Genomic DNA, 25,415 nt, shown 5'->3' with positions numbered 1-25,415 from the left:
CCGGCTTAACTAGTATCCATTAAAATTCCGCAATGTTCAGCGAAGCCTAGTGTTTAAGGGGCTTTCAGCCTATTATTCGTCCAGTTTCTTCCGATAGTCATCGCTTTTATCCGCTTCCAAAGTGTGGGTCAAGGTGTGGGTCGTGAGGTGTGGGTCAGGATTTTGGAGGCTGTATGGGCAAGCTGGCTGGCAAGACCGTCGAGTCCTTGGTAAGGGCTGGGGTTCCGGGTAAAACCAATGATGGTGAGGGGCTGTATTTCCAGATAAGCAAAGCCGGCGCATCGAGCTGGATTTTCCGCTACAAGCTGGAAGGGAAGGGCAGGGAGATGGGGCTAGGCCCGTATCCAGCTGTGACACTTGCCGAAGCACGACAACTAGCAGCCGCCCAGCGCAAGGTTTTAGCTGCTGGTGCTGACCCGCTCGCTGCTCGTGATGCTGCCCGCGAAGCGAAGCGAGAGGCTGAGCGTCAGGCTCAGGCTCGCCGAATTACGTTCGAGACATTGGCGGTCGAGTATCAGGCAGCGCACGGCGCGAGTTGGTCGGAGAAATGGCGCAAAGGCTGGTTGCGCAAGTTAGAGCTGTACGCCTTCCCAGTCATCGGCAAGCTGCCTGCCGGAGAGATTCAGACTGAACATGTCTTGAAGGTGCTGCAGCCGATCTGGGCAACGAAAACCCGTACCGCCGATGAAGTGCGCGGCCAGGTTGAGCAGGTGTTAGATGCCGCCAAGGCTCGCCGACTGCGTGATGGCGACAACCCGGCCCGCTGGCGTGGCCACCTGGATAACCTGCTGTCCAAGGCCGAAAAGAAGAAGGCCCGTCAGCGCCAGCACTTCCCCGCGATGAGGTGGCAGGACGTGCCGGCCCTGATGCAGAAGCTGGCGCAGGATGAGAGCCACGCAGCCGTCGCCGCTAGGCTGATGATTTTGTCGGGCGCACGTGCGCAGATGATCCGGTTTGCCGCTTGGGGCGAGTTTGACCTAGATGCAGGCGTTTGGTCGCTGCCTGCTGAGCGCATGAAAATGCGAAAAGCCTTCTCTGTTCCTCTGTCTGCCGAAGTCGTCGAAATGCTCAAGTATCTGCCGCGTATCGAGGGCAGTCCGTATTTATTCCCTGGCCAGGGTAAGACCGGCGCCATGCACGCCAACGCCGTCCGAAATCTGTTGCACGGACTTGGGCATGACGACGTGACCCGCCACGGCTTCCGTTCGAGCTTTCGAGATTGGGCGAACGAATGCACCCACTACCCGCGTGAAGTGTGCGAACTGGCGCTAGCGCATGACGAGCGCGACCAGACTGAGGCCGCATATTCCCGATCCGATTTTCTGGAGAAGCGCCGCGCCCTGATGGCCGATTGGGCGACCTACTGCACAAGCACTCCAGCCAATAACGTTGTCCCAATGCGGAGGGCGAAGTGATGAGCACGAAAAAGGCTCAGGCAGCTTCATGGAAATTCAAGTTTGGAAATGACGACGCACTAACACCGGCGATAAACGTGGCATTCCAAGAAATTGTCCAGTGGGCTCAACTTTACCGAACTGGCGACCTTATCAGTCGGGAAAATTGCCGCAAAAGGCTTATGGATGTTGCCGAGTCGTGGGTGGCATGGAAGTTTGAGGAAGCACAGAACGCCCAAAATGGATTCAAAGGTGCTAAGCAACGTCGGGAGGCACGCCAGCATGAATGGGATCTATGGCAGAAGCGTGCCGACGATATTTATGCGGGAAATCCGCACCTGAGCAAAACCGCCGTTTGCACTAAGGTAGCCGAAGAGTTTGGAGTCACTAGGGAGGCTGTCGGCAATCACGTTACCGGAGTGGGTAAGCCAAGGAAAAGCCGAAAGTAATCTTTTTCGGAAACCAGCGTCCGCGTTCCCATTTTTTCTGCCATTAAATCCGTAGCCACACATCCACAGCGCGCCAGCTAGGCGTATGGGAGTTTGGCTATGGCAGTTCGTTACATCATGCGCTTGCCGGAGGTTATGGCGGCGACCGGCTACAAGCGTTCCAGCATTTACAACTTCATGGATCGGGGCGAGTTCCCGAAGTGCCACCGCATCGGCCCGCGCGCCGTCGGCTGGGACAGCTTGGAAATTGAAGCCTGGATTCGCTCCAAGCTGGGAGGTCGCGCTTAATGACCAGCCAACAAAAAAGCGCCCTACCGGCGAGTGACTGGTACCGGATGGGTGGCGGCTATTCTTGCCGCTTCATCCTACGAAATGGCGAATTTGAGGTGGTTTGGGCTCCACGCCCTCCAAACCCGCGAAACCAACGACGGATCATCAAAGCAGGCAAATATTTCGCTGCCCGGCATGAGTTTCTAACGAAAGTGGCGGAGGACATTGGCGGCAATGTTCTTTGCGTCGACGTGTGAAAGGGGGCGAACTATGAATATCGCCTCCAGCGTACTGGCCATGTCCAGCGACGCGGCAAGTCATGAAAAAGTAGCAGTCGGATTTCTGGACCACTGCCGGGCGGATGTATCCGAGGTAAAACAACTCACTGTTAACGAACTCAACGAGTTGCTAAAGGAGCCGTCTATTGGTTGCAAAGATGGCCCTGCAATCGTGCCCGCGAATATGCCCAAAGGCCCACGCAAAGCGGAACGTGTACAGTCTGTTTCCCTACTCGCGCTGGACATTGAAGCCAAGGCCGTGGCGGTCAAGGATGAACACGGCAACGGCAAAAAAGACGAAAACGGCGATATCATTAAGCAAGTGATTGGCACCGAGCCACCATCGCCGGGGGAAATGCAAGCTGAGCTGCAATTGCAAGGCTTTGACAGCATTCTGCACACGACCTATTCGCACACCACCGAGCATCCGCGCTACCGCATCATTCTGTTTCTATCGAGGCCACTGAAACCCAGTGAACTCAAGCCACTGGGATCATATGTTATCCGTTTGCTTGGCCTTGCCGACTGCGCCGACACGGCCTGCCTGGACCCTTCGCGTCTGTTCTACATGCCGCGATGCCCAAACGAGGAACGTAAACTCCACTATTGCCATGCGCGGGTAGCGGGCGAGCGGCTGAACGTTGATGTCATGCTGCTGGAGGCAGGGCGTGAGCAAGCGGCGCAGGAGACGTTGCAGACGCAACGCCGGGCGCCGCTTAACGGAAGTGTGATAGACGCATTCAATGCGCAGAATGAAGTGGGGCCGATCCTGGAGCGCTACGGGTACACACCACAACGCGGCGGGAGATGGTTGTGGGAAGGATCGACGACCGGCGCGGCGGGTGTGCGGCTATTGCCGGACGGGGGCAAGGGGGAACGTGTTTATTCCAGCCATGGTGGCGACCCGCTGAACGATGGCCACGCTCACGATGTGTTTGACTGCTTTCGAATCCTGGAGCACGGAGGGAACACCGCTGCGGCAATGAAAGATGCGCGGCGACTACTGGGGATGGTGGCTGCCGATACGGCCTCGCTTACTCCAGTGGATCTGTCAGATGTTATGAGCACCCAGCTCGATCCGGTGCACTATGCCGTTAATCCCTGGATGCCAAGAAGACATGTGACGTTATTCGGCGGGCACGGAGGTATCGGTAAGTCGAGCTTGGCATTGGCTATCAGTGCACACGTAGCGTGTGGTCTACCGTTCGCCGGCTTTGAGGCCCAGCAGTGCTCGGTGCTGTTCGTAAGCCTTGAAGATGAGCCAAGCATCGTTCGATATCGCCTTCGTAAAATCATCGACGCCTACACTCTGCCAGCGGACAGCGTGCTGGCAAACATGCGACTACTCGATGGCACCCAGGGCTTCGCCGCGCTGATGACAGAGGGGACAGGCTTCAATGCGGAGCCTGAGTTCACCAAGGCTTTTCGGGAACTGGAGGATCAGGCGGCGGGGGCAGGGCTGATAATCATCGACAATGCCTCCGACGCCTTTGACGCTAACGAAAACAGCCGTAGAAGCGTGCGAGCATTTATCAGAAGCCTAGCCATCATGGCTCGCACAAATGACGCCGCCGTAGTCCTGCTGGCCCATATTGACAAAGCGTCGGCCAAGAACGGCGCACAAGGTAACAGTTACAGCGGCTCTACAGCGTGGCACAACTCTGCTCGGTCGCGCTTATCATTGCTAGAAGTAGACGGCCGCATTCAACTTGCCCATGAGAAAGCAAACATGAGCAAAAAAGCCGAACCATTGAGTATCACTTTCAGGGACAGTGTTCCGATGCCGGAATCTACTGCCTGGAGCGACACAGGACTAACTAACGAAGATTACGATCAGTGCGAAATAATGCGCGCTCTGGAGGCTGCAGTAGAAGCCGGAATCAACGTACCAGCCAGCGTAACCCCCGGAGCTTATTCGGCTATGAAAGCCTTGGAGTCACTACCTGAGTACATGGATACGTTCAGAGGTAAGGCGGGCTCCGCCCGCGCAGCTCGCGCCATTACGGCACTTGCCAGATCGGGTCGCATTGAGCGCATCGAGTACCGGAAACCTAACCGCCACCCCGCTGAGCGATGGGAAATAGTTCCGCGCCCTGCGTCACAGGCATAGCCAAAATGTGCGCTGCGTCACCCCCTTATACCCCCAGCGCACTGGCGCAGCGCCTTGGAGGGCTTGCGCTAGTGCGTTGAACTAGTTCAGCGCAGGATCGACGCAGTGGCGCAGGGCCTTTGAAGGCTTACGCTAGTGCTGCCCCAAGCATGGAAAGCTATGACTCCTGACCGTTCGTCGATTATTTTTCGATGGCTGGAAGCTGCTGGAAACCTCTGGAAAATAGGCAGCATCAGCGCCGAAAATCTGGATTGATAAGCAGTATTTTCAGCGCTAGGGTCTCAATCGGAAATCCATTTTCGTTTGAGGCTCAAGCACTTATGAACCTGCATCAGCTCCGCGAGCAGCGCACCGCAAAAGTCGCCGCCATGCAATCACTGGTCGATACCGCTGGCGCTGCTGGCCGTGACTTGACCGCCGATGAATCCAAGCAGTTCGATGCCCTGAAAGGCGAGGAACGCGCCCTCTCCGCCAGCATCGAGCGCCACGAACACTTAGCCACCCTGGAAGTACGCACCGCCGCACCGGTTGGCAAAGACACTGCCGCGTCTTTGGAAGGCCGTGTGTCGCTGCTGTCTGTTCTGCGCGCTGGTATGGAAGGCCGTAGCCTGACGGGCGCCGAGGCCGAGTATCACCAAGAAACTGAGCGCCGCACTGGCCGTAAAGCCGAAGGTGTGTTCGTGCCCATGGGCCTGCTGGAGCGCCGCGCCAACACCACCGGCACTGCGCCGGAGCTGGTGCCGACTGACCACCGCGCCGACCAATACATTGGCCCCCTGCGTGAAGCCCTCATGGCCCGCCGCTTGGGCGTGCGCGTGCTGTCTGGCCTGCGTGGCAATGTCGTTATTCCGAAGTTTGGCAGCGGACTGGAAACTGGGTGGGTCGCTGAAGGCGGCGCAGTGCCGGAAGGCGAGATGGCCTTCGACAACGTAACCCTGGCGCCCAAGCACGTCGGTGGCAAGACCGAAATGTCCCGCCAGCTTATCCAGCAGTCCAGCCCGGACATTGAAGCCCTGGTGCGTCAAGACCTAGCATTCCTGATTGCCAAACAAATCGACCGTGCCATCATCGCGGGCAGCGGCGCTAGCAACGAACCGCGAGGCATCATCAACACCGTTGGCATTCAGACCGGCAACCTGGCCACCTTGGACTGGGCCAGCGTCATGACCATGGTTCAGCAGTTCGAGGACACCGAGCTGACCAACGCCGCATGGCTGACCACCAGCACCGCAAAAACCAAGTTCGCCACCACTCTCAAGGAAGCCGGTCTGCCGGGTTACCTGTTGGAGAACGGCCAAGTGGGGGGCTACCCGCTGAATGTCACGCGCCAGTTTACCGCCGACAGCGCCGGCGACTCCCCGGTGCTGCTGGGTGACTTCTCGCAGGTGCTGCTGGGCATCTGGTCCGAGCTGGACATTCTGGTAAACCCGTTTGCCGAACCAGCCTACAGCCGAGGCGGTGTGCAGGTGCGCGCGATGGCCACCTGTGACGTGGCCCTGCGCTACCCCGAAGCCTTCGTATTGGCCGAGGCGTAACCATGGAACTGGAGCGCCGTTTTTCTGCCGGTGCTGCCGTGGAAGGTCGCCAGCTTGTCGGGCTGGCGGCCCCCTTCGGGGCAGAGACGAGCATAGGCGACTTCCGCGAGGTCATCGCGCCGGGAGCTTTCACCCGCACCTTGAGCGATAACCCGGACATTCTCGCCCTGGTGGATCACGACACCGGCAAGGTGCTGGGCCGTACCCGATCCGGCACGCTGGAGCTGCGCGAGACGCCCGAGGGACTGGAATACCGTCTGACCCTCCCCGATACCAGCACCGGCAATGATCTGCGCACCTTGGCCAAGCGCGGCGACCTGGGCGGCGTGTCATTCGGCTTCCGTGTCCTGCGTGACTCTTGGACCGGCGACCTACGCACGCTGCATGAAGTCGAGTTGCACGAAATCAGCATTGTGCAGGCACACCCGGCTTACCCGACCACTAGCGTTAGCCTGCGTTCCCGTGTAGGCGACTGCACCCGTCTGGCACTGGCTCGTCGCTACCTGGAGGCCATTGCGTGAAATTTCCCTGGTTCAAAAAGCACGAAACCCGCTCCGACACCTTCGACCCGTACTGGTCGCAATTCCAGTTCGGGCAAGACACTGCTGGCGTCCACGTTGACCACCGCACCGCAGAAGGCGTGAGCGCCGTCTATGCGTGTGTGAGTGCGATTGCAGAGACGGTGGCCAGCCTGCCGCTGGACGTGTACCGCCGTACTGATGACGGACGCGAAAAGGCTCGCAATCACCCGTTGTATCCCCTGCTGCATGATGCGCCCAACGATTGGCAGACCGCTCTAGAGTTCCGCGAGCTGCTGCAACGTCACGTCCTGCTGCGTGGCAATGGTTATGCGCGCATCGTCTGGAACGGCGCGGGCCGAGTCGAAGCACTCAAGCCACTGCATCCGGATAGCGTCACCGTCCTGACCAATGCCAGCAGCGACCGCTTGCTATACGACGTGACCGACCGCAACGGCAGGCTGACCCGCCTCACCGCTGATGATGTTCTGCATCTTCGCTTCCACTCTGATGATGGCGTGCTGGGCCGTTCGCCCATTCACGTGGCCCGCGACACAATCGGCCTTGCCCTAGCTGAGCAGACCCACGGTGCGAAGATGTTCGAGCAGGGCACCAAGTTGTCGGGCGTTATCGAAACCGCGCCAGGCACCACCAAAGAGCAAGCCGCGCAGATTCGCGAAAGCTGGGCCGTCGGCCAATCGGGCGTGGGCAACCACGGCAAGACCGCCGTGTTGCCACAAGGGGCGAAGTTCAACACCGTTTCCATGACGTTGGAGGATGCCGAGTGGATCGAGGCCCGTAAGCTGTCGGTCATCGAAGTTTGCCGTCTATTCCGCTGCCCGCCCGTCATCGTGCAATCCATGGAAAGTGCGAACTACTCCAACAGTGTGGAGCTGGCCCGCCAGTTCATTACCCTGACCTTGCGGCGCCACCTGGTCGCCTGGGAGCAAGCCGTTAACCGCACCCTGCTAGGCGGTTCATTCTTCTGTGAGCACAACGTCGAAGGCCTGCTGCGTGGCGACTCGACCACTCGCGCCGAGTTCTACCAGCGAGGCATCGAGGACGGCTGGCTGCTTAAATCAGAGGTGCGCCGTATGGAAAACCTACCCACTGTAGAAGGTATCGATGATGAGCAACAAACCACGCGTCAAGATGCAGCCAGACCGAATCACAGTAATCGACCCGTTCGAGGAAAGGAGGAAGAAACAAGCCACAGGGGAGCGGCCTGATGTCCCCGAAGAAAAAGGCGAGTTCGACATCACGCACCAAAGCGAGAAGTGTTCCGTTATGCAGCGCCGCGTGGCGCCGGATAAGGACTCAGGTTCTAGCTGAAGAACCGCTGTGCCGTACGTGCGCGGCTCGTGGTCTGGTGGTACCCGCCACTGATGTTGACCACATCAAAGACAGCCGCGCCGACTACAGCGACGACAACAGCCGCTCTAACCTTCAATCACTTTGCCACTCATGTCATTCGATCAAGACTGCCCGCAGCATGGGCAAGAGCGTGACGCTAGGCTGCGATGTGTCCGGCCTCCCTGTCGATCCGGCGCACCCTTGGAACCTCAAAAAATCACCAGCAGTTGACGGCACGCTGATCGCGCCCGACCTGCTTTTTAATCGTTAACTGCCTGAAAATCATGAAGACGACCGCTCGCCGCCCCCGATCTGACAGTGCCAAGGCCGCTGTAGCCGCTAGCCAGGCCGTTGCGCTTGGCCCGCTACAGCCGCCCACTCACGTCCGGCTGCGTGAGTCTGATCGCCCTTTCTGGAACGCCATTGTGACCGCTCGCCCACGTGATACCTGGACTGACGCTGACCTGGTGCTGGCCGGCAACCTCGCTAGGGCGTATGCCGACATGGAGACCTTGCAGGAGAGCATCGAGCGCGACGGCTTGTTGGTCGAAGGGAAGGTGAACCCAGCCTGTGAGCTGCTGGACAAGATGACCCGTCGCGCCCTGGCGACTGGCCGGCAACTGATGGTCGCCACCATTGCCACTGTGGGCAAGGCCCAGGACATTTACAAAGGGGCTGCGCTGGAGCGTGGCGCACGTCAGCACGAGGATGACGACCTGATCCCGACCTTGGGGACGCTGCAATGACCCGCGCTGAAAAGATCATCGCCTTTATCGAGCGCTATTGCGTCACGCCCGAGGGCGCGGACGTGGGCAAGCCGCTGCGCCTGGCCGAATTTCAACGCCAGTTCATCCGCGACGTGTACGACAACCCGCACGGCACCCGCCGCGCCATCTTATCCGTGGCCAGAAAGAACGGTAAGTCGGGCCTGATTGCTAGCCTGCTGCTGGCGCACCTTGTTGGCCCCGAGGCGAAGCAAAACAGCCAGCTTGTGTCTGGAGCCATGAGCCGAGACCAAGCCGCCCTGGTGTTCAACTTGGCCGCCAAGATGGTGCAGCTATCGCCCGCCCTGTCGAAGATCGTCCGCATCGTGCCCAGCGGCAAGCGGCTGCTGGGGTTGAACCTGAATACCGAGTTTCGTGCGCTTGCTGCCGATGGCAAGACCGCTCACGGCCTCTCCCCAGTGCTCGCCATTCTCGATGAAATCGGCCAGATTCGCGGCCCGCAATCCGACTTCGTGGACGCCATCACCACCAGCCAGGGAGCCCACTCGGCACCGCTGCTGATCGCCATCAGCACCCAAGCAGCCAACGACGCTGACCTGCTGAGCCAGTGGATCGACGACGCCAAAATCAGCAAAGACCCGCGCATTGTTTGTCGCCTCTACGCTGGAGCTGAAGGCTGCGACCTGATGGACCTGGAAGCGTGGAAAGCAGCCAATCCAGCATTGGGTCTGTTCCGCTCCGAGACAGACTTGCGCGAACAGATGCAACAGGCCGAGCGGATGCCTAGCATGAGCAACACCGCCCGCAACCTGCTGCTCAACCAGCGCGTCAGTCTGGACAGTCCATTCATCAGCCCAGACGTGTGGATGGCCTGTGACACCATGCCTGAGCCATTCGAGGGCCTGGTATATGCCGGCCTCGACTTGTCCGCCCGAACCGATTTAACGGCGCTGGTGCTGATCGGCAAGGCCGAGGGCGTGTGGCAGGTTCGCTCGTACTTCTGGACACCTGAGCAAGGGTTATTCGATCGCGCTAGAAAAGACCGTGCGCCCTATGACGTATGGGCGCGGCAAGGATTCATCCGCACCACGCCGGGGGCCACGGTTGACTTGGAAGCGGTGGCGCTGGACATGGCCGAAATCTTGAGTGACTGCGACGTGGCTGCAATCGCCTATGACCGATGGCGCATCGACGTGCTGAAGAAGGAATTGGAACGCCTGGGGCTGGAGCTGCCATTGGTGCCGCACGGCCAAGGGTTCCGAGATATGGCGCCGGCACTCGACGCCCTGGAGGCTGAGTTGCTGAATGGCCGTGTCGCCCACGGTGGCCACCCTGTCCTGACCTTTTGCGCGGCCAACGCCGTTGCAGTGAAAGACCCTAGCGGCAACCGCAAACTAGACAAGAGCCGTCGCACTGGCCGAATTGACGGCCTGCAGGCCCTGGCGATGGCGTTCGGCGCCGCACAGGTAGCCGAGGCCCCCGCCGATCTTGATACCGAGGTATTTTTCGTATGAGCCTGACCACCGCCGAAGCCAAGCAACACCTCAGAGTCTTGCATGCGCTGGAAGACGACTTGATCCAGCTTTATCTGGATGCCGCCAAGGGGCACGTTGCCAAGTATCTGGGGAACGATCTGCCCGATCCTATGCCCGAGCCAATTCAAGCTGCCGTGCTGCTGCTGACGGCCGACCTGTATGTTAATCGGGAGCGCCAGGGGGATCGCATTCTGTATGAGGGCACGGCCTATTCATTGTTGCTGGCGCCGTATCGAACAATGGAGGTGCTGTGATGAATACCGGACGCCGACGACACCCTATTGCAGTGGAAGCATTCACCTACACCCGAGACCCTGATACTGGCGGGACAATCGAAGGATGGGCCGCTATCGGGACTGAGTGGGCCAGTCTGGACGGTATCAGCGGGAGAGAGTTCAACGCTGCTGGCGCACCGCAAAGTGTAGCAACGCACCGTGTGACCATTGCTTACCGGGACGACCTCACCACGTCGCACCGGTTTGTTTACCTAGATAAGAAATACGACCTCAAAGCCCTTCTGCCTAACAACGATCGCACCGAGCTGGTGTGCATGTGTCAAGAAGGGCTGTTGACCTAATTCACCGCTGCCCGTGCGGCCCTTCGGGGGTTACGGGACGGGGTATAGTCGTGAGTCACCCGTCATGAAAGAACCGCGACAGCTTGCAGGCACTCCCTCCTACCGACATTGACGTCGGGCCGTGGCAAGCATACCCGCCCGCGCTTGGGCAAAAAAGAAGCCCCGTCTGAGTGATTCAGTGCGGGGCTTTTTTCTCGCCTGTTCAAAGTACCAACATTTTATGTTCTGGATCTGGTTTTAGCTCCTCGGCTGCATCTGCCCATTCCTCTGCAGTGTCATAAATCTTCTTCAACGCTTCAGGTGATGGTTTTTCCTTGCACGCTGCAACCATTGCTGGGATCAGCAATTTTAAGAATTCTGCTTTAGTGCCTGTGTTCATGGTCGCCCCCGTTGAAATAATGCACGCCACCCCAGCCTAGCAACAGATTCATTCCGACGCCAAAGTGTGGGTCAAAGTGTGGGTCGAGATGGCGAAATTGCGCAGAGACCAGTAATTACGCGATTTATAGGCATTAAAAAGCCGGCTTGTGGCCGGCTTCTCGGGGACGGTCTTGGCTCATTTTTGATAAGCCGCAACCGCCTTAAACGGTTGGCAACATGGCCTGAAAAAGATGGCGGACGGCTGTGTGAGGCGTCGCCAGGCCCTCTGGAATGCGGCTTGCACCATCAGGGGGCGTGATGTGCGGCGTAGCATACCCGTGTGTGCGACACATGCCCAGCAAAAAGTGAGGTGCTTTAGGCGGGGCGTGCCGGGCGCAGGCTTGACCACCAGAACACCCAGCCGAGGATTTCCACGTTCTGCACCCGGCGCTGATAGGCCGTATAGCGTTCGCTGGGGTGGTTGAGACGGTCATGGCTGTGCAGGCACAGCGTGCCATTGTGGCCAAGGGTGAGGTGCTGCACCCGCAGGCGGCCATTGTGCAGCAGGGCATAGCATTCGCCCTCGACCACCCGGGTACAGCTGCGGTCGATAGCCAGCAGGGTGCCCTGGGGCAGCAGGGGGGCCATGTTGTTACCCGGCATGCCGAGGCAGATGGCCTTTTCTGCGTTGACCTGCACGCACTCCAGCGCTCGCCGGGGTATCGGCTGGTAGTGCCCAGGCAGTGCCAGCAGTCTGCCATCCCGCACCTGGTGCAGGGGCAGGTGGGCCAGGTCGGTGTCCAGGGCCTGCAGCGGCGGCGGCAGGGCCAGGTCTGGCACCGCCGGTGATATGGGTGCCAAGGGCGTCGGATGCTTTGGTCCCTCGCCACTGCGCAGCCAGCGCCTGCGCACGCAGAACAGGTCGGCAATCTCGTCGATCCGAGCCTGGGGCACACCGCGCTTGAACCAGTTGTTGACGTGCTGCGGCGTTACCTTGCGCTGGGCGGCAAAGTCGGACGGGGTCAGGTTGCACTCCAACAGGAGGCCTTTGAGACGGTCACCGGATGTTTTCATGGTGCCGAGTCTATAGACCCTGGAAGGGTGTGGAAATCAACCCGATGTCGAAGGGATTTGTAGGAAATGTGGTGGCTTGTAGGGCAATACCTAGGGGCGGGTAAGAAGTTTCGCTCTGTGTGTGATTTCCCTTGGCGATCGCCCATAAAAAAGCCCTGCCAAAGCAGGGCTTTTCCTTGTGTCAGCCTCAGCCCTTGTAGGCAGCGACCGACTTGGTGATCGCGGCGCGGGCGGCGTCGGCGCCTTCCCAACCTTCGATCTTGACCCACTTGCCCTTCTCGAGATCCTTGTAGTTCGCGAAGAAGTGTTCGATCTGCTGGATCAGCAGGGCTGGCAGGTCGGTGTATTCCTTCACGTCGACGTACAGCTGGCTCAGCTTGTCATGAGGCACGGCGATGACCTTGGCGTCGCCGCCGCCGTCGTCGGTCATGTTCAGCACGCCGACCGGACGGGCGCGGATCACCGAGCCTGGAGCGACCGGGTACGGGGTCACGACCAGCACATCCAGCGGATCACCGTCGTCGGCCAGGGTGTTGGGGATGTAGCCGTAGTTGGCCGGGTAGAACATCGGGGTGGCCATGAAACGGTCGACGAACAGGGCATCGCTGTCCTTGTCGATCTCGTACTTGATCGGCGCGTGGTTGGCCGGGATTTCGATGGCGACGTAGATGTCGTTCGGCAGGTCTTTGCCGGCTGGAATCTTGCTGTAGCTCATTGGGCAATGCCCCCGTGTTTGATCAAAAAAGTGGCGGCGATTATAGGCATATTCCCACGGTGGGTGCCACGCCCGGCCTGATGTGCGGGCGTTCAGGCGTGGCTTTCGCGGTAGTCCGGGTGTTCGGCCTGCAGGCGTGTCAGACGCTCGAGCGGGTCCTGGCGGTAGAACAGCTTCAGCTGCTGGTAGACCTGCGGCCAGGCCTGGTGCAGCAGGTCGGGGGCGCTGAAGAAGTATTCGCTGGTGACGGCGAAGAATTCGGCCGGGTTTTCCGCAGCGTAGGGGTCGATGGCCGTTTCGGCGTCCGGGTCGGCATCGAGCTGGCGATTCATCTCGTCATAGGCCTGCTGCATGGCCTGGGCCCATTCCTCCACGCGCATGCCGTGGTGCAGCGGCGGAAGGCCGTTGGCATCGCCGTTGAGCATGTCCAGCTTGTGCGCCAGCTCGTGGATCACCAGGTTGTAGGCTTCCCAGCCGCCGCTGGCCAGCACGCCGGGCCAGGCCAGGATCACCGGGCCCTGCTGCCAGGCCTCGCCGCTGTGCTCGGCGTCCCAGACATGCTCCACGCCGCTGGCATCGCGGTGGCGCTGGGGGCTCTTGAAATCGTCGGGGTAGAGGATTATCTCGTGGAAGCCCTGGTACCAGTTCAACTCGCCCAGGTGCAGCAACGGCAGTTGGGCCTGGGCGGCGAGGAACAGGCGCTGCTCGTCGTCGAGCTCGACGCCCGGCAGGGTGGTCAGGTGTTTGTCGTGCAGGAACAGCACGCTGGCTTCACGCAGCCAGCGGTCTTCCTCGTCGCTGATGCCGTCCAGCAGCGGCAGGCGATCGCGGATCACTTGCCACATGTGCGGATCGACTGGATAGCGGGCCAGGGTGCGCCGGCGGCGCCAGGCGCTGAACGACCACATGCGCCGGTCAGTGGGCCTTGGCCGTGCGGCCGAAGCGACCGCGCAGCAGGCCGAGGATCATCGGCACCAGCGACAGGACGATGATGCCGACCACCATCAGCGACAGGTGCTGCTTGATGAACGGCACGTTGCCGAAGAAGTAGCCCAGGGTCACCAGGCCGCCGACCCACAGCAGCGAGCCGGCCACGCTGAACGCCAGGAAACGCGGGTAGTGCATGTGGGCGATGCCGGCGACGAACGGCGCGAACGTGCGCAGGATCGGCAGGAAGCGCGCCAGGGTGACGGTCTTGCCGCCGTGGCGTTCGTAGAACTCGTGGGTGCGCTGCAGGTAGTCCTGGCGGAAGATCTTCGAGTTGGGGTTGCGGAACAGGCGTTCGCCTGCGGTGCGCCCGATCACGTAGTTGGTGCTGTCGCCGAGGATCGCCGCGGCCATCAGCAGGCCGGCCAGCAGCACCGGATCCATGCCGCCACCGGCGGCCACGGCGCCGGCGATGAACAGCAGCGAGTCGCCCGGCAGGAACGGCATGACCACCAGGCCGGTCTCGCAGAAGATCACGGCGAAGAGGATGGCGTAGATCCAGGGACCGTAGTTGTTGACCAGCAGGTCGAGGTAGGCATCGAGATGCAGGATGAGGTCCAGCGGGTTGAAATCCATGTACAGCACCTGTGTTCTTGACCCGCTTCTACGGGCGCGCAATGACGGACAGTGCCATGGTTTGGGACGGTTTACCGGCTAGGCGGGTAACTTTTCGCACATGACAGGAGGGGGATTATACGGCGAAGTCCGGATTGTGCCCGGAGAGTTTGTAGCGGAGCGTTACGACGGGGTCATTGTGCTTCCAATGGGCGAGTCTGCTGTAACGCGGCTCCTGGAGCGGCCTTGCGTCGCGATGGGGGGCGCAGCGGCCCCAAAATGTCGAACCATGCAAAATCGCCGGGGCCGCTGTGCGGCCCATCGCGACGCAAGGCCGCTCCCACAGCGATCACAAGAGCGCCAGGCATCAATCCTGACTGATCGGCAGGATGTAGTTCTCGAACTCGGTGTCCTTGCGAAACCCCATGGATTCATAAGTCTTGCGCGCCACCTCGTTGTCGCTGCTGGTGGACACGCGCATGCGCACGGCGTTGGATTGCTTGGCCATCTTCTTGGCCTCGCGCATCAGGTTGTCGGCGACCAGCATGCGGCGTGAGTCCTCGGCCACGTAGATGTCGTTGAGGATCCACACGCGCTTGAGCGACAGCGAGGAGAAGCTCGGATACAGCTGGCAGAAGCCCAGCAGGCGGTCGTCGCCGTCATCCGGCAGCGCCAGGTAGATGATCGACTCCTTGCGCTTGAGGCGCTTCTCGAGAAAGGCCCGCGAACTGTCCGGGTAAGGCAGTTGCCCATAGAACTCACGGTATTTCACGAACAAAGGGGTGAGCAGGTCGAGGTGTTCCAAGGTTGCCTGGATGATGCGCATGGGCGGGCCTCTGAGTCCATTGGGGGTACGGCGGATTGCCTGCAGCGTCCTCTGGCATGCTGCCTAAAGCAGGCTAGAAGCGCAATCCGCCTTCCGTGACATGTTTTTTACCCTTCGCCGAGTAGGAAGTTTCCGTTTTTGCTGGTGGATTCCTCACTGTCGATGCTGTGGACCTCCGCTTCGTCCTTCAGATTCACCCCCGACAGCTGACGCCTGCACGCCTCGCGCATCAGGTACAGCAGGCGGTGGGCGGCCAGGCCGTAGCTCAGGCCCTCCAGGCGCACGTTGGAGATGCAGTTGCGGTAGGCATCGGTCAGGCCGACCTTGGGTGCGTAGGTGAAGTACAGCCCCAGGCTGTCGGGTGAACTCAGGCCTGGACGTTCGCCGATCAACATGACTGTCATGCGCGCGCCAAGCAGTTCGCCCACTTCGTCGGCCACCGCGACCCGGCCTTGCTCCACCAGGATCACCGGGGCGCTGCTCCAGCCATCGGCGGCGGCCTGCTCCTCGAAACGGCTCAGGAAGGGCAGGGTGTGGCGGTGCACGGCCAGCGCCGACAGGCCATCGGCGACAACGATCGCCAGGTCGACGCCGCCGGGGTTGGCGTGGGCGTGCTCGCGCAGGCACTGGGCCGAGTCCTCATGCAGGCGCCGGCCAAGATCCGGGCGTTGCAGGTACTGGTGGCGGTCGCAGGCAGCGCTGTGCAGCAGCAGGCTGTCGCGGCCGCGCTCGCCTAGTTGCTGGCGCAGGCCGACGTGGTCGAACGGCAGGTGCACGGCATCGCGGGCCTGGGCATGGGCGAACTGGAAATCGAGCTGGGCGCCGGTGGGCAGGCTGATGCCGGTGCGGCCGAGGGCGATGCGCGCCGGGGTGAGGTTGCGCAGGGCCAGCCAGGGGTTCTCGGGGGTCGGGGTGTGTCGGTCCATGGTCATCCCTATGCAAGCTGCGCCAGGGCCTGGCGGAAGGCCGGCGGCAGGTTGTCGCCGAAGCGGATGCGGCCGTCGGCCTGGGTGAAGATGCCGGTGCGCTCCAGCCACGCCTCGAATTCCGGCCCGGGCTTCAGCCCCAGGGTCTGGCGCGCGTAAAGCGCGTCGTGGAACGAGGTGGTCTGGTAGTTGAGCATGATGTCGTCAGAGCCGGGGATGCCCATGATGAAGTTGATCCCGGCCACCCCCAGCAGGGTCAGCAGGGTGTCCATGTCGTCCTGGTCGGCTTCGGCGTGGTTGGTGTAGCAGATGTCGCAGCCCATCGGCACGCCCAGCAGCTTGCCGCAGAAGTGGTCCTCGAGGCCGGCGCGGATGATCTGCTTGCCGTTGTACAGGTATTCCGGGCCGATGAAACCAACCACGGTGTTGACCAGGAACGGCTTGAAGTGGCGGGCCACGGCGTAGGCGCGGGTCTCGCAGGTCTGCTGGTCGACGCCATGGTGCGCGTTGGACGACAGCGCGCTGCCCTGGCCGGTCTCGAAGTACATCAGGTTCTGCCCGACCTTGCCGCGCTTGAGCGACAGGCCTGCCTCGTAGCCCTCCTGAAGCACGTTGAGGTTGATGCCGAAGCCGGCGTTGGCCGCCTCGGTGCCGGCGATGGACTGGAACACCAGGTCCAGCGGCATGCCACGGTTGATCGCCTCGATCGAGGTGGTGACGTGGGTCAGCACGCAGGATTGGGTGGGAATGTCGTAGCGCTGGATGATCGCATCGAGCATCTCCAGCAGCGCGCAGATCGAGGCGATGCTGTCGGTGGCCGGGTTGATGCCGATCATGGCATCGCCATTGCCGTACAGCAGGCCGTCAAGGATGCTTGCGGCGATGCCGGCCGGCTCGTCGGTCGGGTGGTTGGGCTGCAGGCGCGTCGACAGCCGCCCGCGCAGCCCCATGGTGCCGCGAAAGGCGGTGACCACGCGGATTTTCTGCGCCGCCAGCACCAGGTCCTGCACGCGCATGATCTTCGACACCGCCGCCGCCATTTCCGGCGTCAGGCCCGGCGCCAGGGCGCGCAGGCTGTGCTCGTCGGCGTGCTCGCTGAGCAGCCAGTCGCGCAGCCCGCCGACGGTCAGGTGGCTGACCGGAGCGAAAGCTTGTGCGTCGTGGGTGTCGATGATCAGGCGGGTGACTTCGTCCTGTTCATAGGGAATCAGCGCCTCGTTGAGAAAGTGCTTGAGCGGGATGTTGGCCAGGGCCATCTGCGCCGCCACCCGCTCGCCGTCGTTGCTGGCGGCGACCCCTGCCAGGTAGTCGCCAGAGCGCGCCGGACTGGCCTTGGCCATCACCTCTTTGAGGCTGTCGAAGCGGTAGACCTGGTGGCCCACCGTATGGGTGAAACTTGCCATACAGAATCTCCAGGGCGCCGCAGGCTTGGCCTGCGGCGCAAGTCGGCAATCAGTGCAGGGCCTCTTCGGCCTTCTGGATCGCGGCGAATTCCTCTTCCGGGGTACCGGCCACCAGGTGGTGACGGCTGTAGAAAGCAAAGTAGGCAATTAATACTGCATAGATCACTGCAGCGCCAATCACCACCCTTGGATCGACCAGGAACCCGGCGACCACGGCGATGCAGGCCAGCACCAGGGCAACGCTCGAGGTGAAGATGCCGCCGGGCGTGCGATACGGACGCTCCATTTTCGGGCGGCGGATACGCAGGGTGATGTGCGCGGCCATCATCAGTACGTAGGACAGCGTGGCGCCGAACACCGCCACCAGGATCAGCAAGTCGCCCTGGCCGGTCAGCGACAGGGCGAAGCCGATGATGCCGGGGATCACCAGGGCCAGCACCGGGGCCTTGCTCTTGTTGGTTTCCGACAGCTTGCGCGGCAGGTAGCCGGCACGGGAAAGCGCGAAGATCTGCCGCGAATAGGCGTAGATGATCGAGAAGAAGCTGGCGATCAGGCCGGCCAGGCCCACCAGGTTGACGAAGCCGCCCATCCAGGTGGAGCCGCCGTAGGCCTTGGACAGTGCCTCGACCAGCGGGTTGCCGGAGGCCTTGAGGGCTTCGGAGCCGGCGCCGCCGGGGCCGACCACCAGGATCAGCAGGGCGAAGGCCAGCAGCACCAGCATCGCGCCGATCAGGCCGCGGGGCAGGTCGCGTTTGGGGTTCTTGGTCTCTTCGGCGGCCAGCGGCACGCCCTCGACCGCGAGGAAGAACCAGATTGCGTAGGGAATGGCCGCCCACACGCCGACATAGCCGAACGGCAGGAAGCTGCTCGCACCGACTGCGTCAGTCTTGGCGATGTCGAACAGGTTGGCTGCATCGAAATGGGGCACCATGCCGATCAGGAACACCGCCAGGGCGATGGCGGCGACGGCGGTGATGATGAACATCAGCTTCAGCGCCTCGCCCACCCCGAAGATGTGGATGCCGATGAACACGATGTAGAAGGCCAGGTAGATCATCCAGCCGCCGATGCCGAACAGCGACTGGCAGTAGGCGCCGATGAACACGGCGATGGCCGCGGGGGCGATGGCGTACTCGATGAGGATCGCCGTGCCGGTGAGGAAGCCGCCCCAGGGGCCGAAAGCGCTGCGGGCGAAGCCGTAGCCGCCGCCGGCGGTGGGGATCATCGACGACAGTTCCGCCAGGGAGAAGCACATGCACAGGTACATGGTGGCCATCAGCAGGGTGGCGAGGAACATGCCGCCCCAGCCGCCCTGGGCCAGGCCGAAGTTCCACCCGGCGTAGTCGCCGGAGATCACGTAGGCCACGCCCAGGCCCACCAGCAGGACCCAGCCGGCGGCGCCTTTTTTCAGTTCACGTTGCTGGAAATAGTCCGATCCGACTTTTTCGAAGTCGACGGAGGAACTCGCCGGCGCGCTGCCGGAATGATCGCTTGGCATAGGGTTCACCTGTTGTTTTTCTTAGGTTGCCGGAGGGACTGCCGGCCACTGGTGATTCGTTTTGCAGGAAGCGGGCCAGAGCGGTTCGTGCACGCGAGCCGCACTGGTCTGATGGGCCTCATCGCGGGGCAAGCCCGCTCCCACGTTGGGGCGTGGAGCGGGCTTGCCCCGCGATTGCGTGCTTAGAAGAAGCCCAGCGGGTTGATGTCGTAGCTCACCAGCAGGTTCTTGGTCTGCTGGTAGTGGTCGAGCATCATCTTGTGGGTTTCACGGCCGACGCCGGACTTCTTGTAGCCACCGAATGCGGCATGCGCCGGGTACAGGTGGTAGCAGTTGGTCCACACGCGGCCGGCCTTGATACCACGGCCCATGCGATAGGCGCGGTTGATGTCGCGGGTCCACACGCCGGCACCGAGGCCGAACTCGGTGTCGTTGGCGATGGCCAGGGCCTCGGCTTCGTCCTTGAAGGTGGTGACGCTGACCACAGGGCCGAAGATCTCTTCCTGGAACACGCGCATCTTGTTGTTGCCCTTGAGCAGGGTCGGCTGGATGTAGTACCCGCTGGCCAGCGCGCCTTCGAGCTGCTCCACCTTGCCGCCGGTCAGCAGCTCGGCGCCTTCTTCCTGGGCAATCTTCAGGTACGACTGGATCTTCTCGAACTGCTGCTGGGATGCCTGGGCGCCGACCATGGTGTCGGTATCCAGCGGGTCGCCGCGCTTGATCTGCAGGACCTTCTTCATCACCACTTCCATGAACTGCGGGTAGATCGACTCCTGCACCAGGGCGCGCGACGGGCAGGTGCACACCTCGCCCTGGTTGAAGAACGCCAGCACCATGCCTTCGGCGGCCTTGTCGATGAACGCAGGCTCGGCCTGCATGATATCCTCGAAGTAGACGTTGGGCGACTTGCCACCAAGCTCGACGGTGGACGGTATGATGTTCTCGGCCGCGCATTTCATGATGTGCGCGCCGACCGGGGTGGAGCCGGTGAAGGCGATCTTGGCGATGCGCTTGCTGGTGGCCAGGGCTTCACCGGCCTCGCGGCCATAGCCTTGGACCACGTTGAGCACGCCCTTGGGCAGCAGGTCGCCGATCAGTTCCAGCAGCACGGTGATGCCCAGCGGCGTCTGCTCGGCGGGCTTGAGCACCACGCAGTTGCCGGCGGCCAGGGCCGGGGCCAGCTTCCAGGCGGCCATCAGCAGCGGGAAGTTCCACGGGATGATCTGCCCGACCACGCCCAGTGGCTCGTGGATGTGGTAGGCCACGGTGGTTTCGTTGATCTCGGCGGCGCCGCCTTCCTGGGCGCGGATGCAGCCGGCGAAGTAGCGGAAGTGATCGACCGCCAGCGGGATATCTGCGTTGAGGGTTTCGCGGATCGGCTTGCCGTTGTCCCAGGTCTCGGTGATGGCCAGCAGTTCGAGGTTCTGCTCGATGCGGTCGGCGATGCGCAGCAGGACGTTGGAGCGGTCCTGCACCGAGGTGCGACCCCAGGCGTCGGCGGCGGCATGGGCGGCGTCGAGGGCCTTTTCGATGTCTTCGGCGCTGGAGCGGGGGAACTCGGCGATCGGCTGGCCGTTCACCGGCGAGGTGTTGGTGAAGTACTCACCCTTTACCGGAGGAACGAACTCACCACCGATGTAGTTGCCGTAGCGGCTCTTGAAGGAAACCTTCGCGCCCTCGGTACCGGGATGTGCGTAACGCATGGTGTGTCTCCTGGTCGTTGTGATTGTTGCGGAGTGTCCAAGCGTAGAGCAAAGGTCGGGCCAGCGCCTGGAGGTCCTTGTATATCAATGACTTGGGTCAAGATCGGGCAGTGGCTGGCGCGGCCCTGTGCCAGGGCCGGCACGGCCTGGGTGACACTTTGTACCGTTTGCGACACAACCTGTGACCACAGGGTCAGTGCAGCATTGCAAAGCGTTGCCGCCTGGAGGATGCTGGCAACACGCTCTATCTGCGGAGAACAACTACAAATGCAGAGCAATCCGTTCAGTCGCCATGCCCAGCAAGTGCTCACGGTCGCCCACGGCCAGGCCAGCGGGCCGGGCAGCGACCCGTCGATCGCCCGCTCCTGGCTGCGCTGCCTTGAGGATTACCACCTCGACCCGGCCCGGGCCCAGGCCCCGGTGGTGCTCGAGCACGGCCGCCTGCTGGAGAGCCGCGAGCGCCTGCATCAGGTACTGCAGATCGCCGACAACGAGATGAACAGCCTGCATCAGCAACTGTCCGGCAGCGGTCACGCGGTGCTGCTGACCGATGCCCGCGGGGTGATCCTCAACTGCGTCACCGCCCCTGGCGAGCGGCGCATCTTCGAGCGGGCCGGGCTGTGGCTGGGCGCCGACTGGAGCGAAGCCCGCGAGGGCACCAACGGCATCGGCACCTGCCTGGTCGAGCGCCAGGCCCTGACCATTCACCGGGACGAACATTTCCGTGGCCGACACACCGGCCTGACCTGCTCGGCCAGCCCGGTATTCGACCCCCATGGCGAGCTGCTGGCGGTGCTCGACGTATCGTCGGCACGGCCGGATGTGTCGCGCCAGAGCCAGTTCCACACCATGGCCCTGGTCAACCTGTCGGCGAAGATGATCGAAAGCTGCTATTTCCTGCGTCATTTCGAGCAACAGTGGTTGCTGCGCTTCCACCTGCAGGCGGAGTCGGTCGGCCTGTTCAGCGAAGGGTTGCTGGCCTTTGACGGCGACGGGCGGATCTGTGCCGCCAACCAGAGCGCCTTGAACCTGCTGGGCACCATCCGTGGCGGCGTGCTGGGCAAGCCGCTGGACAGGTTCTTCGCCTGCAGCCACGACGAGCTTTTCAGCCGCGCCACGCCCCAGGGCAGCAGCGCCTGGCCGCTGCACACCCGCGATGGCCGCCAGGTGTTCGCCAGCCTGCGCGGCCAGGCCCGTGTGCCGGTGTGGTCGGTGCCGGTGGCCTTGCCCCGCGCCAGTGCCCCCGGCATTTGCCTGCTCGACCCGGCTCTGCGCGAGGACTTTCGTCGTGCCGTGCGGGTGTTCGAGCGCGACGTGCCCCTGCTGCTGCGCGGCGAGACCGGCTGCGGCAAGGAGGCCTTCGCCCAGGCCGTGCACCAGGCCAGCTCGCGTCGGCACAAGCCGTTCGTGGCAATCAACTGCGCGTCGATTCCCGAGAGCCTGATCGAGAGCGAGCTGTTCGGCTATCGCGGCGGCAGCTTCACCGGCGCGCGCAAGGAGGGCATGCGCGGCAAGCTGCTGCAGGCCGATGGCGGCACCTTGTTGCTGGACGAGATCGGTGACATGCCACTGGCGCTGCAGACCCGCCTGTTGCGGGTGCTCGAGGAGCGCCAGGTGGTGCCCATCGGCGGCGAGCCGCAGGCGGTGGATGTGCGGATCGTCAGCGCCACCCACCGTGACCTGCTGGAACGGGTGGCGCAGGGCGGTTTCCGCGAAGACCTCTATTACCGGCTCAATGGCCTGGAAGTCGCCCTGCCGGCGCTGCGCGAGCGCAGCGACAAGGCGCAGTTGCTGGACTTCCTGCTGGCGCAGGAGACCGAGGGGCAGGCCATCACTCTCGACCCGCCCGCCCGCCAGGCGCTGCTGGACTTCAACTGGCCGGGTAACGTGCGGCAGATGAGGAATGTGCTGCGTACGTTGGTGGCGCTGTGCGAAGGCGCGCATATCGAGTTTTCCGATCTCCCGGCAATTGTCCGCCATGGCGCGCCCTCTGTACGAGCGGCCTTGTGTCGCGAAAGGGCCGCAGAGCGGCCCCAGGATCCTGATCATGTCGCTGAAATCGCCGGGGCTGCTGCGCAGCCCTTTCGCGACACAGGGCCGCTCCTACACGCCGAGCGCGATGCGCTGCTCGCCGTACTGGAGGCAAACCGCTGGCACCTGACCCGCGTCGCCGAGCATCTGGGCATCAGCCGCAATACCTTGTATCGAAAACTGCGCAAACACGGCATCGCCAGGGCCGGTTGAGCGAAACAGCGAGTGCGATTTCCCTCGCCCTGGGCTACCCTGCCTCGACGTTTTGCGAGGTCGATCATGCACATTCATATTCTCGGTATTTGCGGCACTTTCATGGGTTCGCTGGCCGTGCTGGCCAAGGAGCTGGGCCACCGCGTCACCGGCTCCGACGCCAATGTCTATCCCCCGATGAGCACCCAGCTCGAGGCCCAGGGCATCGAGCTGACCCAAGGCTACGACCCGGCCCAGCTGGAGCCGGCACCTGACCTGGTGGTGATCGGCAACGCCATGTCGCGGGGCAACCCGGCGGTGGAGTACGTGCTGAACAAGGGCCTGCCCTATGTCTCCGGCCCGCAGTGGCTGGCCGACCATGTGCTGCAGGGCCGCTGGGTATTGGCCGTGGCCGGTACCCATGGCAAGACCACCACCAGCAGCATGCTGGCCTGGGTCCTGGAACACGCTGGCATGAGCCCGGGCTTCCTGATCGGCGGCGTGCCGCAGAACTTCTCGGTGTCGGCGCGCCTGGGCGGTACGCCGTTCTTCGTGGTCGAGGCCGACGAATACGACAGCGCCTTCTTCGACAAGCGCTCCAAGTTCGTCCACTACCACCCGCGCACCGCGATCCTCAACAACCTCGAGTTCGATCACGCGGACATCTTCCCCGACCTGGCGTCCATCGAACGGCAGTTCCATCACCTGGTGCGCACCATCCCCAGCGAAGGCCTGGTCATCCACCCGACCACCGAGCAGGCGCTGGAGCGGGTCATCGGCATGGGCTGCTGGACCCCGGTGCAGACCACCGGCGAAGGCGGGCAATGGCAGGCGCGCCTGCTCAGCGCCGACGGCTCGCGTTTCGAGGTGCTGTTCGACGGTGAGGCACAGGGTGTGGTGGATTGGGCGCTGACCGGTCAGCACAACGTCGCCAACGCCCTGGCTACCTTGGCCGCCGCCCGTCATGTCGGCGTGGCGCCGGCCATGGGCATCGAAGGCCTGAGCGCGTTCAAGAGCGTCAAGCGGCGCATGGAGAAGGTCGCCGAAGTGCAGGGCGTGACCATCTATGACGACTTCGCTCACCACCCGACCGCCATCGCCACCACCCTCGACGGCCTGCGCAAGCGCGTCGGCGAGGCGCCGGTGATCGCGGTGATCGAGCCACGCTCCAACTCCATGAAGCTCGGCGCCCACCGCGATGGCCTGCCGGAAAGCGTCAACGACGCCGACCAGGTGATCTGGTACGCGCCGCCCAACCTGGGCTGGGACCTGGCGGGCACCGCCGCGCAGTGCAAGGTGCCGAGCGTGGTGGCCGACAGCCTCGAAGCCATCATCGAGCGCATCAAGGGCCAGGCACGCCCGGGCACCCATGTGGTGATCATGAGCAACGGCGGCTTCGGCGGCCTGCACGGCAAGCTGGCCGAGGCGCTGAAGTGAACGGGCCGGAACGCATCACCCTGGCCATGACCGGCGCCTCCGGGGCGCAGTATGGCCTGCGTCTGCTCGACTGCCTGGTGCGCGAGGACCGCGAGGTGCACTTCCTCGTCTCCAAGGCCGCGCAGCTGGTGATGGCCACCGAGACCGACGTGCTGCTGCCGGCCAAGCCCCAGGCCATGCAGGCGTTCCTCACCGAGTATACCGGCGCGGCCGACGGGCAAATCCGCGTGTACGGCAAGGAAGACTGGATGTCGCCGGTGGCCTCGGGCTCCGGCGCGCCGGCGGCGATGGTGGTGGTGCCCTGTTCCACCGGCACCCTTTCGGCGATCGCCACGGGCGCCTGCAACAACCTGATCGAGCGTGCCGCCGACGTGACCCTCAAGGAGCGTCGGCAATTGATCCTGGTGCCGCGCGAGGCGCCGTTCTCCACCATCCACCTGGAGAACATGCTCAAGCTGTCGCAGATGGGCGCGGTGATCCTGCCGGCGGCACCGGGGTTCTACCACCAGCCGCAGAGCATCGACGACCTGGTCGATTTCGTTGTGGCGCGCATCCTCAACCTGCTGAACATCCCGCAGGACATGCTGCCGCGCTGGGGCGAGCATCACTATGGGGTCGATGATTGAAGCGGGTGCTGGCGGGGCTGGTGATACTGGCCCAGCTCGGCGGCTGCGCCACGGTGCGTACTCTCGACGCCAACAAGCCGGGGGCGCCGGTGGTGTATGCCGGGACGCGTCTGGACCTGTACGTGATCAACGGCGGTTGTTGTCCCCGGGACCGCTTTGGCGCCGAAGCGCCGGACTATCCGGGGCTGGACCTGCCGGGCAGTGCGTTGCTGGATACCTTGCTGCTGCCGTTGTCTTTGTTGACGGCAGCGGGGGTGGGCTTTAACGCCACCGGCGGTCTTTGATAGCCAAAGGCTGCTGTGCAGCCCAATCGCCGGCTTGCAGGCGATTGGCGTGGT

Annotated in this window: 27 protein-coding genes; 17 read left to right on the top strand and 10 right to left on the bottom strand. The window is 62.7% G+C overall.

Annotated features, from left to right (window positions below; translation table 11 throughout):
- Nucleotides 1-173: 173 nt before the first annotated feature.
- The 13 genes from ACVWZ5_RS17095 to ACVWZ5_RS17035 all read left to right on the top strand — a co-directional run bounded on the left by ACVWZ5_RS17095 (nt 174) and on the right by ACVWZ5_RS17035 (nt 10,744).
- Nucleotides 174-1,415 (top strand): tyrosine-type recombinase/integrase, encoded by a 1,242-nt coding sequence (locus ACVWZ5_RS17095; RefSeq protein ID WP_457340748.1) that lies wholly within the window; start codon nt 174-176, stop codon nt 1,413-1,415.
- Nucleotides 1,415-1,843, top strand: a complete 429-nt coding sequence (locus ACVWZ5_RS17090; RefSeq protein ID WP_330508876.1) for a hypothetical protein — start codon at nt 1,415-1,417, stop codon at nt 1,841-1,843. The genes ACVWZ5_RS17095 and ACVWZ5_RS17090 overlap by 1 nt, the downstream gene beginning before the upstream one ends.
- A 99-nt stretch (nt 1,844-1,942) precedes the next feature.
- Nucleotides 1,943-2,131 carry an AlpA family transcriptional regulator gene (locus ACVWZ5_RS17085; RefSeq protein WP_330508877.1) on the top strand — a complete coding sequence of 63 codons (189 nt, stop codon included), beginning with the start codon at nt 1,943-1,945 and terminating at the stop codon, nt 2,129-2,131.
- Nucleotides 2,131-2,370 (top strand): hypothetical protein, encoded by a 240-nt coding sequence (locus tag ACVWZ5_RS17080; protein ID WP_330508878.1) that lies wholly within the window; start codon nt 2,131-2,133, stop codon nt 2,368-2,370. Before ACVWZ5_RS17085 ends, ACVWZ5_RS17080 begins: the two co-directional genes overlap by 1 nt.
- Before the next feature lie 13 nt (nt 2,371-2,383).
- On the top strand, nt 2,384-4,501 hold the full coding sequence (locus ACVWZ5_RS17075) for an AAA family ATPase (RefSeq protein ID WP_457340747.1): 2,118 nt from the start codon (nt 2,384-2,386) through the stop codon (nt 4,499-4,501).
- Between the two features lie 320 nt (nt 4,502-4,821).
- Nucleotides 4,822-6,036 (top strand): phage major capsid protein, encoded by a 1,215-nt coding sequence (locus ACVWZ5_RS17070; RefSeq protein WP_330508880.1) that lies wholly within the window; start codon nt 4,822-4,824, stop codon nt 6,034-6,036.
- A 2-nt stretch (nt 6,037-6,038) separates the two neighbouring features.
- Complete coding sequence (locus ACVWZ5_RS17065; protein ID WP_457340746.1) at nt 6,039-6,557, top strand: HK97 family phage prohead protease; 519 nt, start codon at nt 6,039-6,041, stop codon at nt 6,555-6,557.
- Nucleotides 6,554-7,783: a phage portal protein gene (locus tag ACVWZ5_RS17060; RefSeq protein WP_457340745.1), complete on the top strand. Its 1,230-nt coding sequence runs from the start codon at nt 6,554-6,556 to the stop codon at nt 7,781-7,783. Before ACVWZ5_RS17065 ends, ACVWZ5_RS17060 begins: the two co-directional genes overlap by 4 nt.
- Nucleotides 7,783-8,178, top strand: a complete 396-nt coding sequence (locus ACVWZ5_RS17055) for an HNH endonuclease (RefSeq protein ID WP_457340744.1) — start codon at nt 7,783-7,785, stop codon at nt 8,176-8,178. Before ACVWZ5_RS17060 ends, ACVWZ5_RS17055 begins: the two co-directional genes overlap by 1 nt.
- Nucleotides 8,179-8,332: 154 nt before the next feature.
- Complete coding sequence (locus ACVWZ5_RS17050) at nt 8,333-8,653, top strand: hypothetical protein (protein ID WP_457340743.1); 321 nt, start codon at nt 8,333-8,335, stop codon at nt 8,651-8,653.
- On the top strand, nt 8,650-10,146 hold the full coding sequence (locus tag ACVWZ5_RS17045) for a terminase large subunit (protein WP_457340742.1): 1,497 nt from the start codon (nt 8,650-8,652) through the stop codon (nt 10,144-10,146). Before ACVWZ5_RS17050 ends, ACVWZ5_RS17045 begins: the two co-directional genes overlap by 4 nt.
- A complete protein-coding gene (locus ACVWZ5_RS17040) occupies nt 10,143-10,421 on the top strand; it encodes a head-tail connector protein (protein ID WP_457340741.1) in 279 nt (92 codons plus the stop codon). Before ACVWZ5_RS17045 ends, ACVWZ5_RS17040 begins: the two co-directional genes overlap by 4 nt.
- Nucleotides 10,421-10,744, top strand: coding sequence for a phage head closure protein (locus ACVWZ5_RS17035; RefSeq protein ID WP_457340740.1), 324 nt, complete (start codon nt 10,421-10,423; stop codon nt 10,742-10,744). Before ACVWZ5_RS17040 ends, ACVWZ5_RS17035 begins: the two co-directional genes overlap by 1 nt.
- Nucleotides 10,745-10,946: 202 nt before the next feature.
- On the opposite strand, the gene ACVWZ5_RS17030 is transcribed toward ACVWZ5_RS17035, so the two are convergent.
- The 10 genes from ACVWZ5_RS17030 to exaC form a co-directional block, all read right to left on the bottom strand.
- The gene (locus ACVWZ5_RS17030; protein WP_457340739.1) at nt 10,947-11,123 is read right to left on the bottom strand and encodes a hypothetical protein; all 177 of its coding nucleotides are present in this window, start codon (nt 11,121-11,123) and stop codon (nt 10,947-10,949) included.
- Between the two features lie 356 nt (nt 11,124-11,479).
- Nucleotides 11,480-12,178, bottom strand: coding sequence for a LexA family transcriptional regulator (locus ACVWZ5_RS17025; RefSeq protein ID WP_446846909.1), 699 nt, complete (start codon nt 12,176-12,178; stop codon nt 11,480-11,482).
- A 187-nt stretch (nt 12,179-12,365) separates the two neighbouring features.
- Nucleotides 12,366-12,893 (bottom strand): inorganic diphosphatase, encoded by a 528-nt coding sequence (ppa, locus tag ACVWZ5_RS17020; RefSeq protein WP_028690314.1) that lies wholly within the window; start codon nt 12,891-12,893, stop codon nt 12,366-12,368.
- Between the two features lie 92 nt (nt 12,894-12,985).
- Complete coding sequence (locus ACVWZ5_RS17015) at nt 12,986-13,801, bottom strand: M90 family metallopeptidase (RefSeq protein ID WP_062575317.1); 816 nt, start codon at nt 13,799-13,801, stop codon at nt 12,986-12,988.
- 7 nt (nt 13,802-13,808) lie between these two features.
- Nucleotides 13,809-14,456, bottom strand: a complete 648-nt coding sequence (locus ACVWZ5_RS17010) for a DedA family protein (RefSeq protein ID WP_062575316.1) — start codon at nt 14,454-14,456, stop codon at nt 13,809-13,811.
- Nucleotides 14,457-14,802: 346 nt separating this feature from the next.
- Complete coding sequence (locus tag ACVWZ5_RS17005; RefSeq protein ID WP_028690317.1) at nt 14,803-15,261, bottom strand: GNAT family N-acetyltransferase; 459 nt, start codon at nt 15,259-15,261, stop codon at nt 14,803-14,805.
- 107 nt (nt 15,262-15,368) lie between these two features.
- On the bottom strand, nt 15,369-16,187 hold the full coding sequence (gene eutC, locus ACVWZ5_RS17000) for an ethanolamine ammonia-lyase subunit EutC (protein ID WP_062575788.1): 819 nt from the start codon (nt 16,185-16,187) through the stop codon (nt 15,369-15,371).
- An 8-nt stretch (nt 16,188-16,195) separates the two neighbouring features.
- Entirely contained in the window at nt 16,196-17,590 is a 1,395-nt protein-coding gene (locus ACVWZ5_RS16995) for an ethanolamine ammonia-lyase subunit EutB (protein ID WP_062575315.1), read from the bottom strand.
- A gap of 49 nt (nt 17,591-17,639) precedes the next feature.
- The gene (gene eat, locus ACVWZ5_RS16990) at nt 17,640-19,088 is read right to left on the bottom strand and encodes an ethanolamine permease (protein ID WP_084941828.1); all 1,449 of its coding nucleotides are present in this window, start codon (nt 19,086-19,088) and stop codon (nt 17,640-17,642) included.
- Nucleotides 19,089-19,270: 182 nt separating this feature from the next.
- Nucleotides 19,271-20,791, bottom strand: coding sequence for an acetaldehyde dehydrogenase ExaC (gene exaC, locus ACVWZ5_RS16985; protein WP_050707143.1), 1,521 nt, complete (start codon nt 20,789-20,791; stop codon nt 19,271-19,273).
- 267 nt (nt 20,792-21,058) lie between these two features.
- Between exaC and ACVWZ5_RS16980 the strand changes: the two genes are divergently transcribed.
- The 4 genes from ACVWZ5_RS16980 (at nt 21,059) to ACVWZ5_RS16965 (ending at nt 25,361) form a co-directional block, all read left to right on the top strand.
- A complete protein-coding gene (locus tag ACVWZ5_RS16980; protein WP_084941829.1) occupies nt 21,059-23,035 on the top strand; it encodes a sigma-54-dependent Fis family transcriptional regulator in 1,977 nt (658 codons plus the stop codon).
- A gap of 66 nt (nt 23,036-23,101) precedes the next feature.
- A complete protein-coding gene (gene mpl, locus ACVWZ5_RS16975; RefSeq protein ID WP_050707141.1) occupies nt 23,102-24,451 on the top strand; it encodes a UDP-N-acetylmuramate:L-alanyl-gamma-D-glutamyl-meso-diaminopimelate ligase in 1,350 nt (449 codons plus the stop codon).
- Nucleotides 24,448-25,077, top strand: a complete 630-nt coding sequence (gene ubiX / locus ACVWZ5_RS16970) for a flavin prenyltransferase UbiX (protein WP_084941830.1) — start codon at nt 24,448-24,450, stop codon at nt 25,075-25,077. The genes mpl and ubiX overlap by 4 nt, the downstream gene beginning before the upstream one ends.
- Nucleotides 25,074-25,361 carry a YceK/YidQ family lipoprotein gene (locus ACVWZ5_RS16965; RefSeq protein WP_062575311.1) on the top strand — a complete coding sequence of 96 codons (288 nt, stop codon included), beginning with the start codon at nt 25,074-25,076 and terminating at the stop codon, nt 25,359-25,361. Before ubiX ends, ACVWZ5_RS16965 begins: the two co-directional genes overlap by 4 nt.
- The last annotated feature ends 54 nt before the right edge of the window (nt 25,362-25,415 follow it).

This window comes from Pseudomonas sp. TE6283, assembly GCF_054060555.1.
Note: the sequence above shows the minus strand (reverse complement) of the source record. Positions and strands in the feature narration are given on the sequence as shown.

Excerpts from the sequence above, each read along its gene's own strand:
- ACVWZ5_RS17095 (WP_457340748.1), top strand. The coding sequence starts at position 174 with ATGGGCAAGCTGGCTGGCAAGACCGTCGAGTCCTTGGTAAGGGCTGGG.
- ACVWZ5_RS17090 (WP_330508876.1), top strand. The coding sequence starts at position 1,415 with ATGAGCACGAAAAAGGCTCAGGCAGCTTCATGGAAATTCAAGTTTGGA.
- ACVWZ5_RS17085 (WP_330508877.1), top strand. The coding sequence starts at position 1,943 with ATGGCAGTTCGTTACATCATGCGCTTGCCGGAGGTTATGGCGGCGACC.
- ACVWZ5_RS17080 (WP_330508878.1), top strand. The coding sequence starts at position 2,131 with ATGACCAGCCAACAAAAAAGCGCCCTACCGGCGAGTGACTGGTACCGG.
- ACVWZ5_RS17075 (WP_457340747.1), top strand. The coding sequence starts at position 2,384 with ATGAATATCGCCTCCAGCGTACTGGCCATGTCCAGCGACGCGGCAAGT.
- ACVWZ5_RS17070 (WP_330508880.1), top strand. The coding sequence starts at position 4,822 with ATGAACCTGCATCAGCTCCGCGAGCAGCGCACCGCAAAAGTCGCCGCC.
- ACVWZ5_RS17065 (WP_457340746.1), top strand. The coding sequence starts at position 6,039 with ATGGAACTGGAGCGCCGTTTTTCTGCCGGTGCTGCCGTGGAAGGTCGC.
- ACVWZ5_RS17055 (WP_457340744.1), top strand. The coding sequence starts at position 7,783 with ATGTCCCCGAAGAAAAAGGCGAGTTCGACATCACGCACCAAAGCGAGA.
- ACVWZ5_RS17045 (WP_457340742.1), top strand. The coding sequence starts at position 8,650 with ATGACCCGCGCTGAAAAGATCATCGCCTTTATCGAGCGCTATTGCGTC.
- ACVWZ5_RS17040 (WP_457340741.1), top strand. The coding sequence starts at position 10,143 with ATGAGCCTGACCACCGCCGAAGCCAAGCAACACCTCAGAGTCTTGCAT.
- ACVWZ5_RS17035 (WP_457340740.1), top strand. The coding sequence starts at position 10,421 with ATGAATACCGGACGCCGACGACACCCTATTGCAGTGGAAGCATTCACC.
- ACVWZ5_RS17030 (WP_457340739.1), bottom strand. The coding sequence starts at position 11,123 with ATGAACACAGGCACTAAAGCAGAATTCTTAAAATTGCTGATCCCAGCA.
- ACVWZ5_RS17025 (WP_446846909.1), bottom strand. The coding sequence starts at position 12,178 with ATGAAAACATCCGGTGACCGTCTCAAAGGCCTCCTGTTGGAGTGCAAC.
- ppa (WP_028690314.1), bottom strand. The coding sequence starts at position 12,893 with ATGAGCTACAGCAAGATTCCAGCCGGCAAAGACCTGCCGAACGACATC.
- ACVWZ5_RS17015 (WP_062575317.1), bottom strand. The coding sequence starts at position 13,801 with ATGTGGTCGTTCAGCGCCTGGCGCCGCCGGCGCACCCTGGCCCGCTAT.
- ACVWZ5_RS17010 (WP_062575316.1), bottom strand. The coding sequence starts at position 14,456 with ATGGATTTCAACCCGCTGGACCTCATCCTGCATCTCGATGCCTACCTC.
- ACVWZ5_RS17005 (WP_028690317.1), bottom strand. The coding sequence starts at position 15,261 with ATGCGCATCATCCAGGCAACCTTGGAACACCTCGACCTGCTCACCCCT.
- eutC (WP_062575788.1), bottom strand. The coding sequence starts at position 16,187 with ATGGACCGACACACCCCGACCCCCGAGAACCCCTGGCTGGCCCTGCGC.
- ACVWZ5_RS16995 (WP_062575315.1), bottom strand. The coding sequence starts at position 17,590 with ATGGCAAGTTTCACCCATACGGTGGGCCACCAGGTCTACCGCTTCGAC.
- eat (WP_084941828.1), bottom strand. The coding sequence starts at position 19,088 with ATGCCAAGCGATCATTCCGGCAGCGCGCCGGCGAGTTCCTCCGTCGAC.
- exaC (WP_050707143.1), bottom strand. The coding sequence starts at position 20,791 with ATGCGTTACGCACATCCCGGTACCGAGGGCGCGAAGGTTTCCTTCAAG.
- ACVWZ5_RS16980 (WP_084941829.1), top strand. The coding sequence starts at position 21,059 with ATGCAGAGCAATCCGTTCAGTCGCCATGCCCAGCAAGTGCTCACGGTC.
- mpl (WP_050707141.1), top strand. The coding sequence starts at position 23,102 with ATGCACATTCATATTCTCGGTATTTGCGGCACTTTCATGGGTTCGCTG.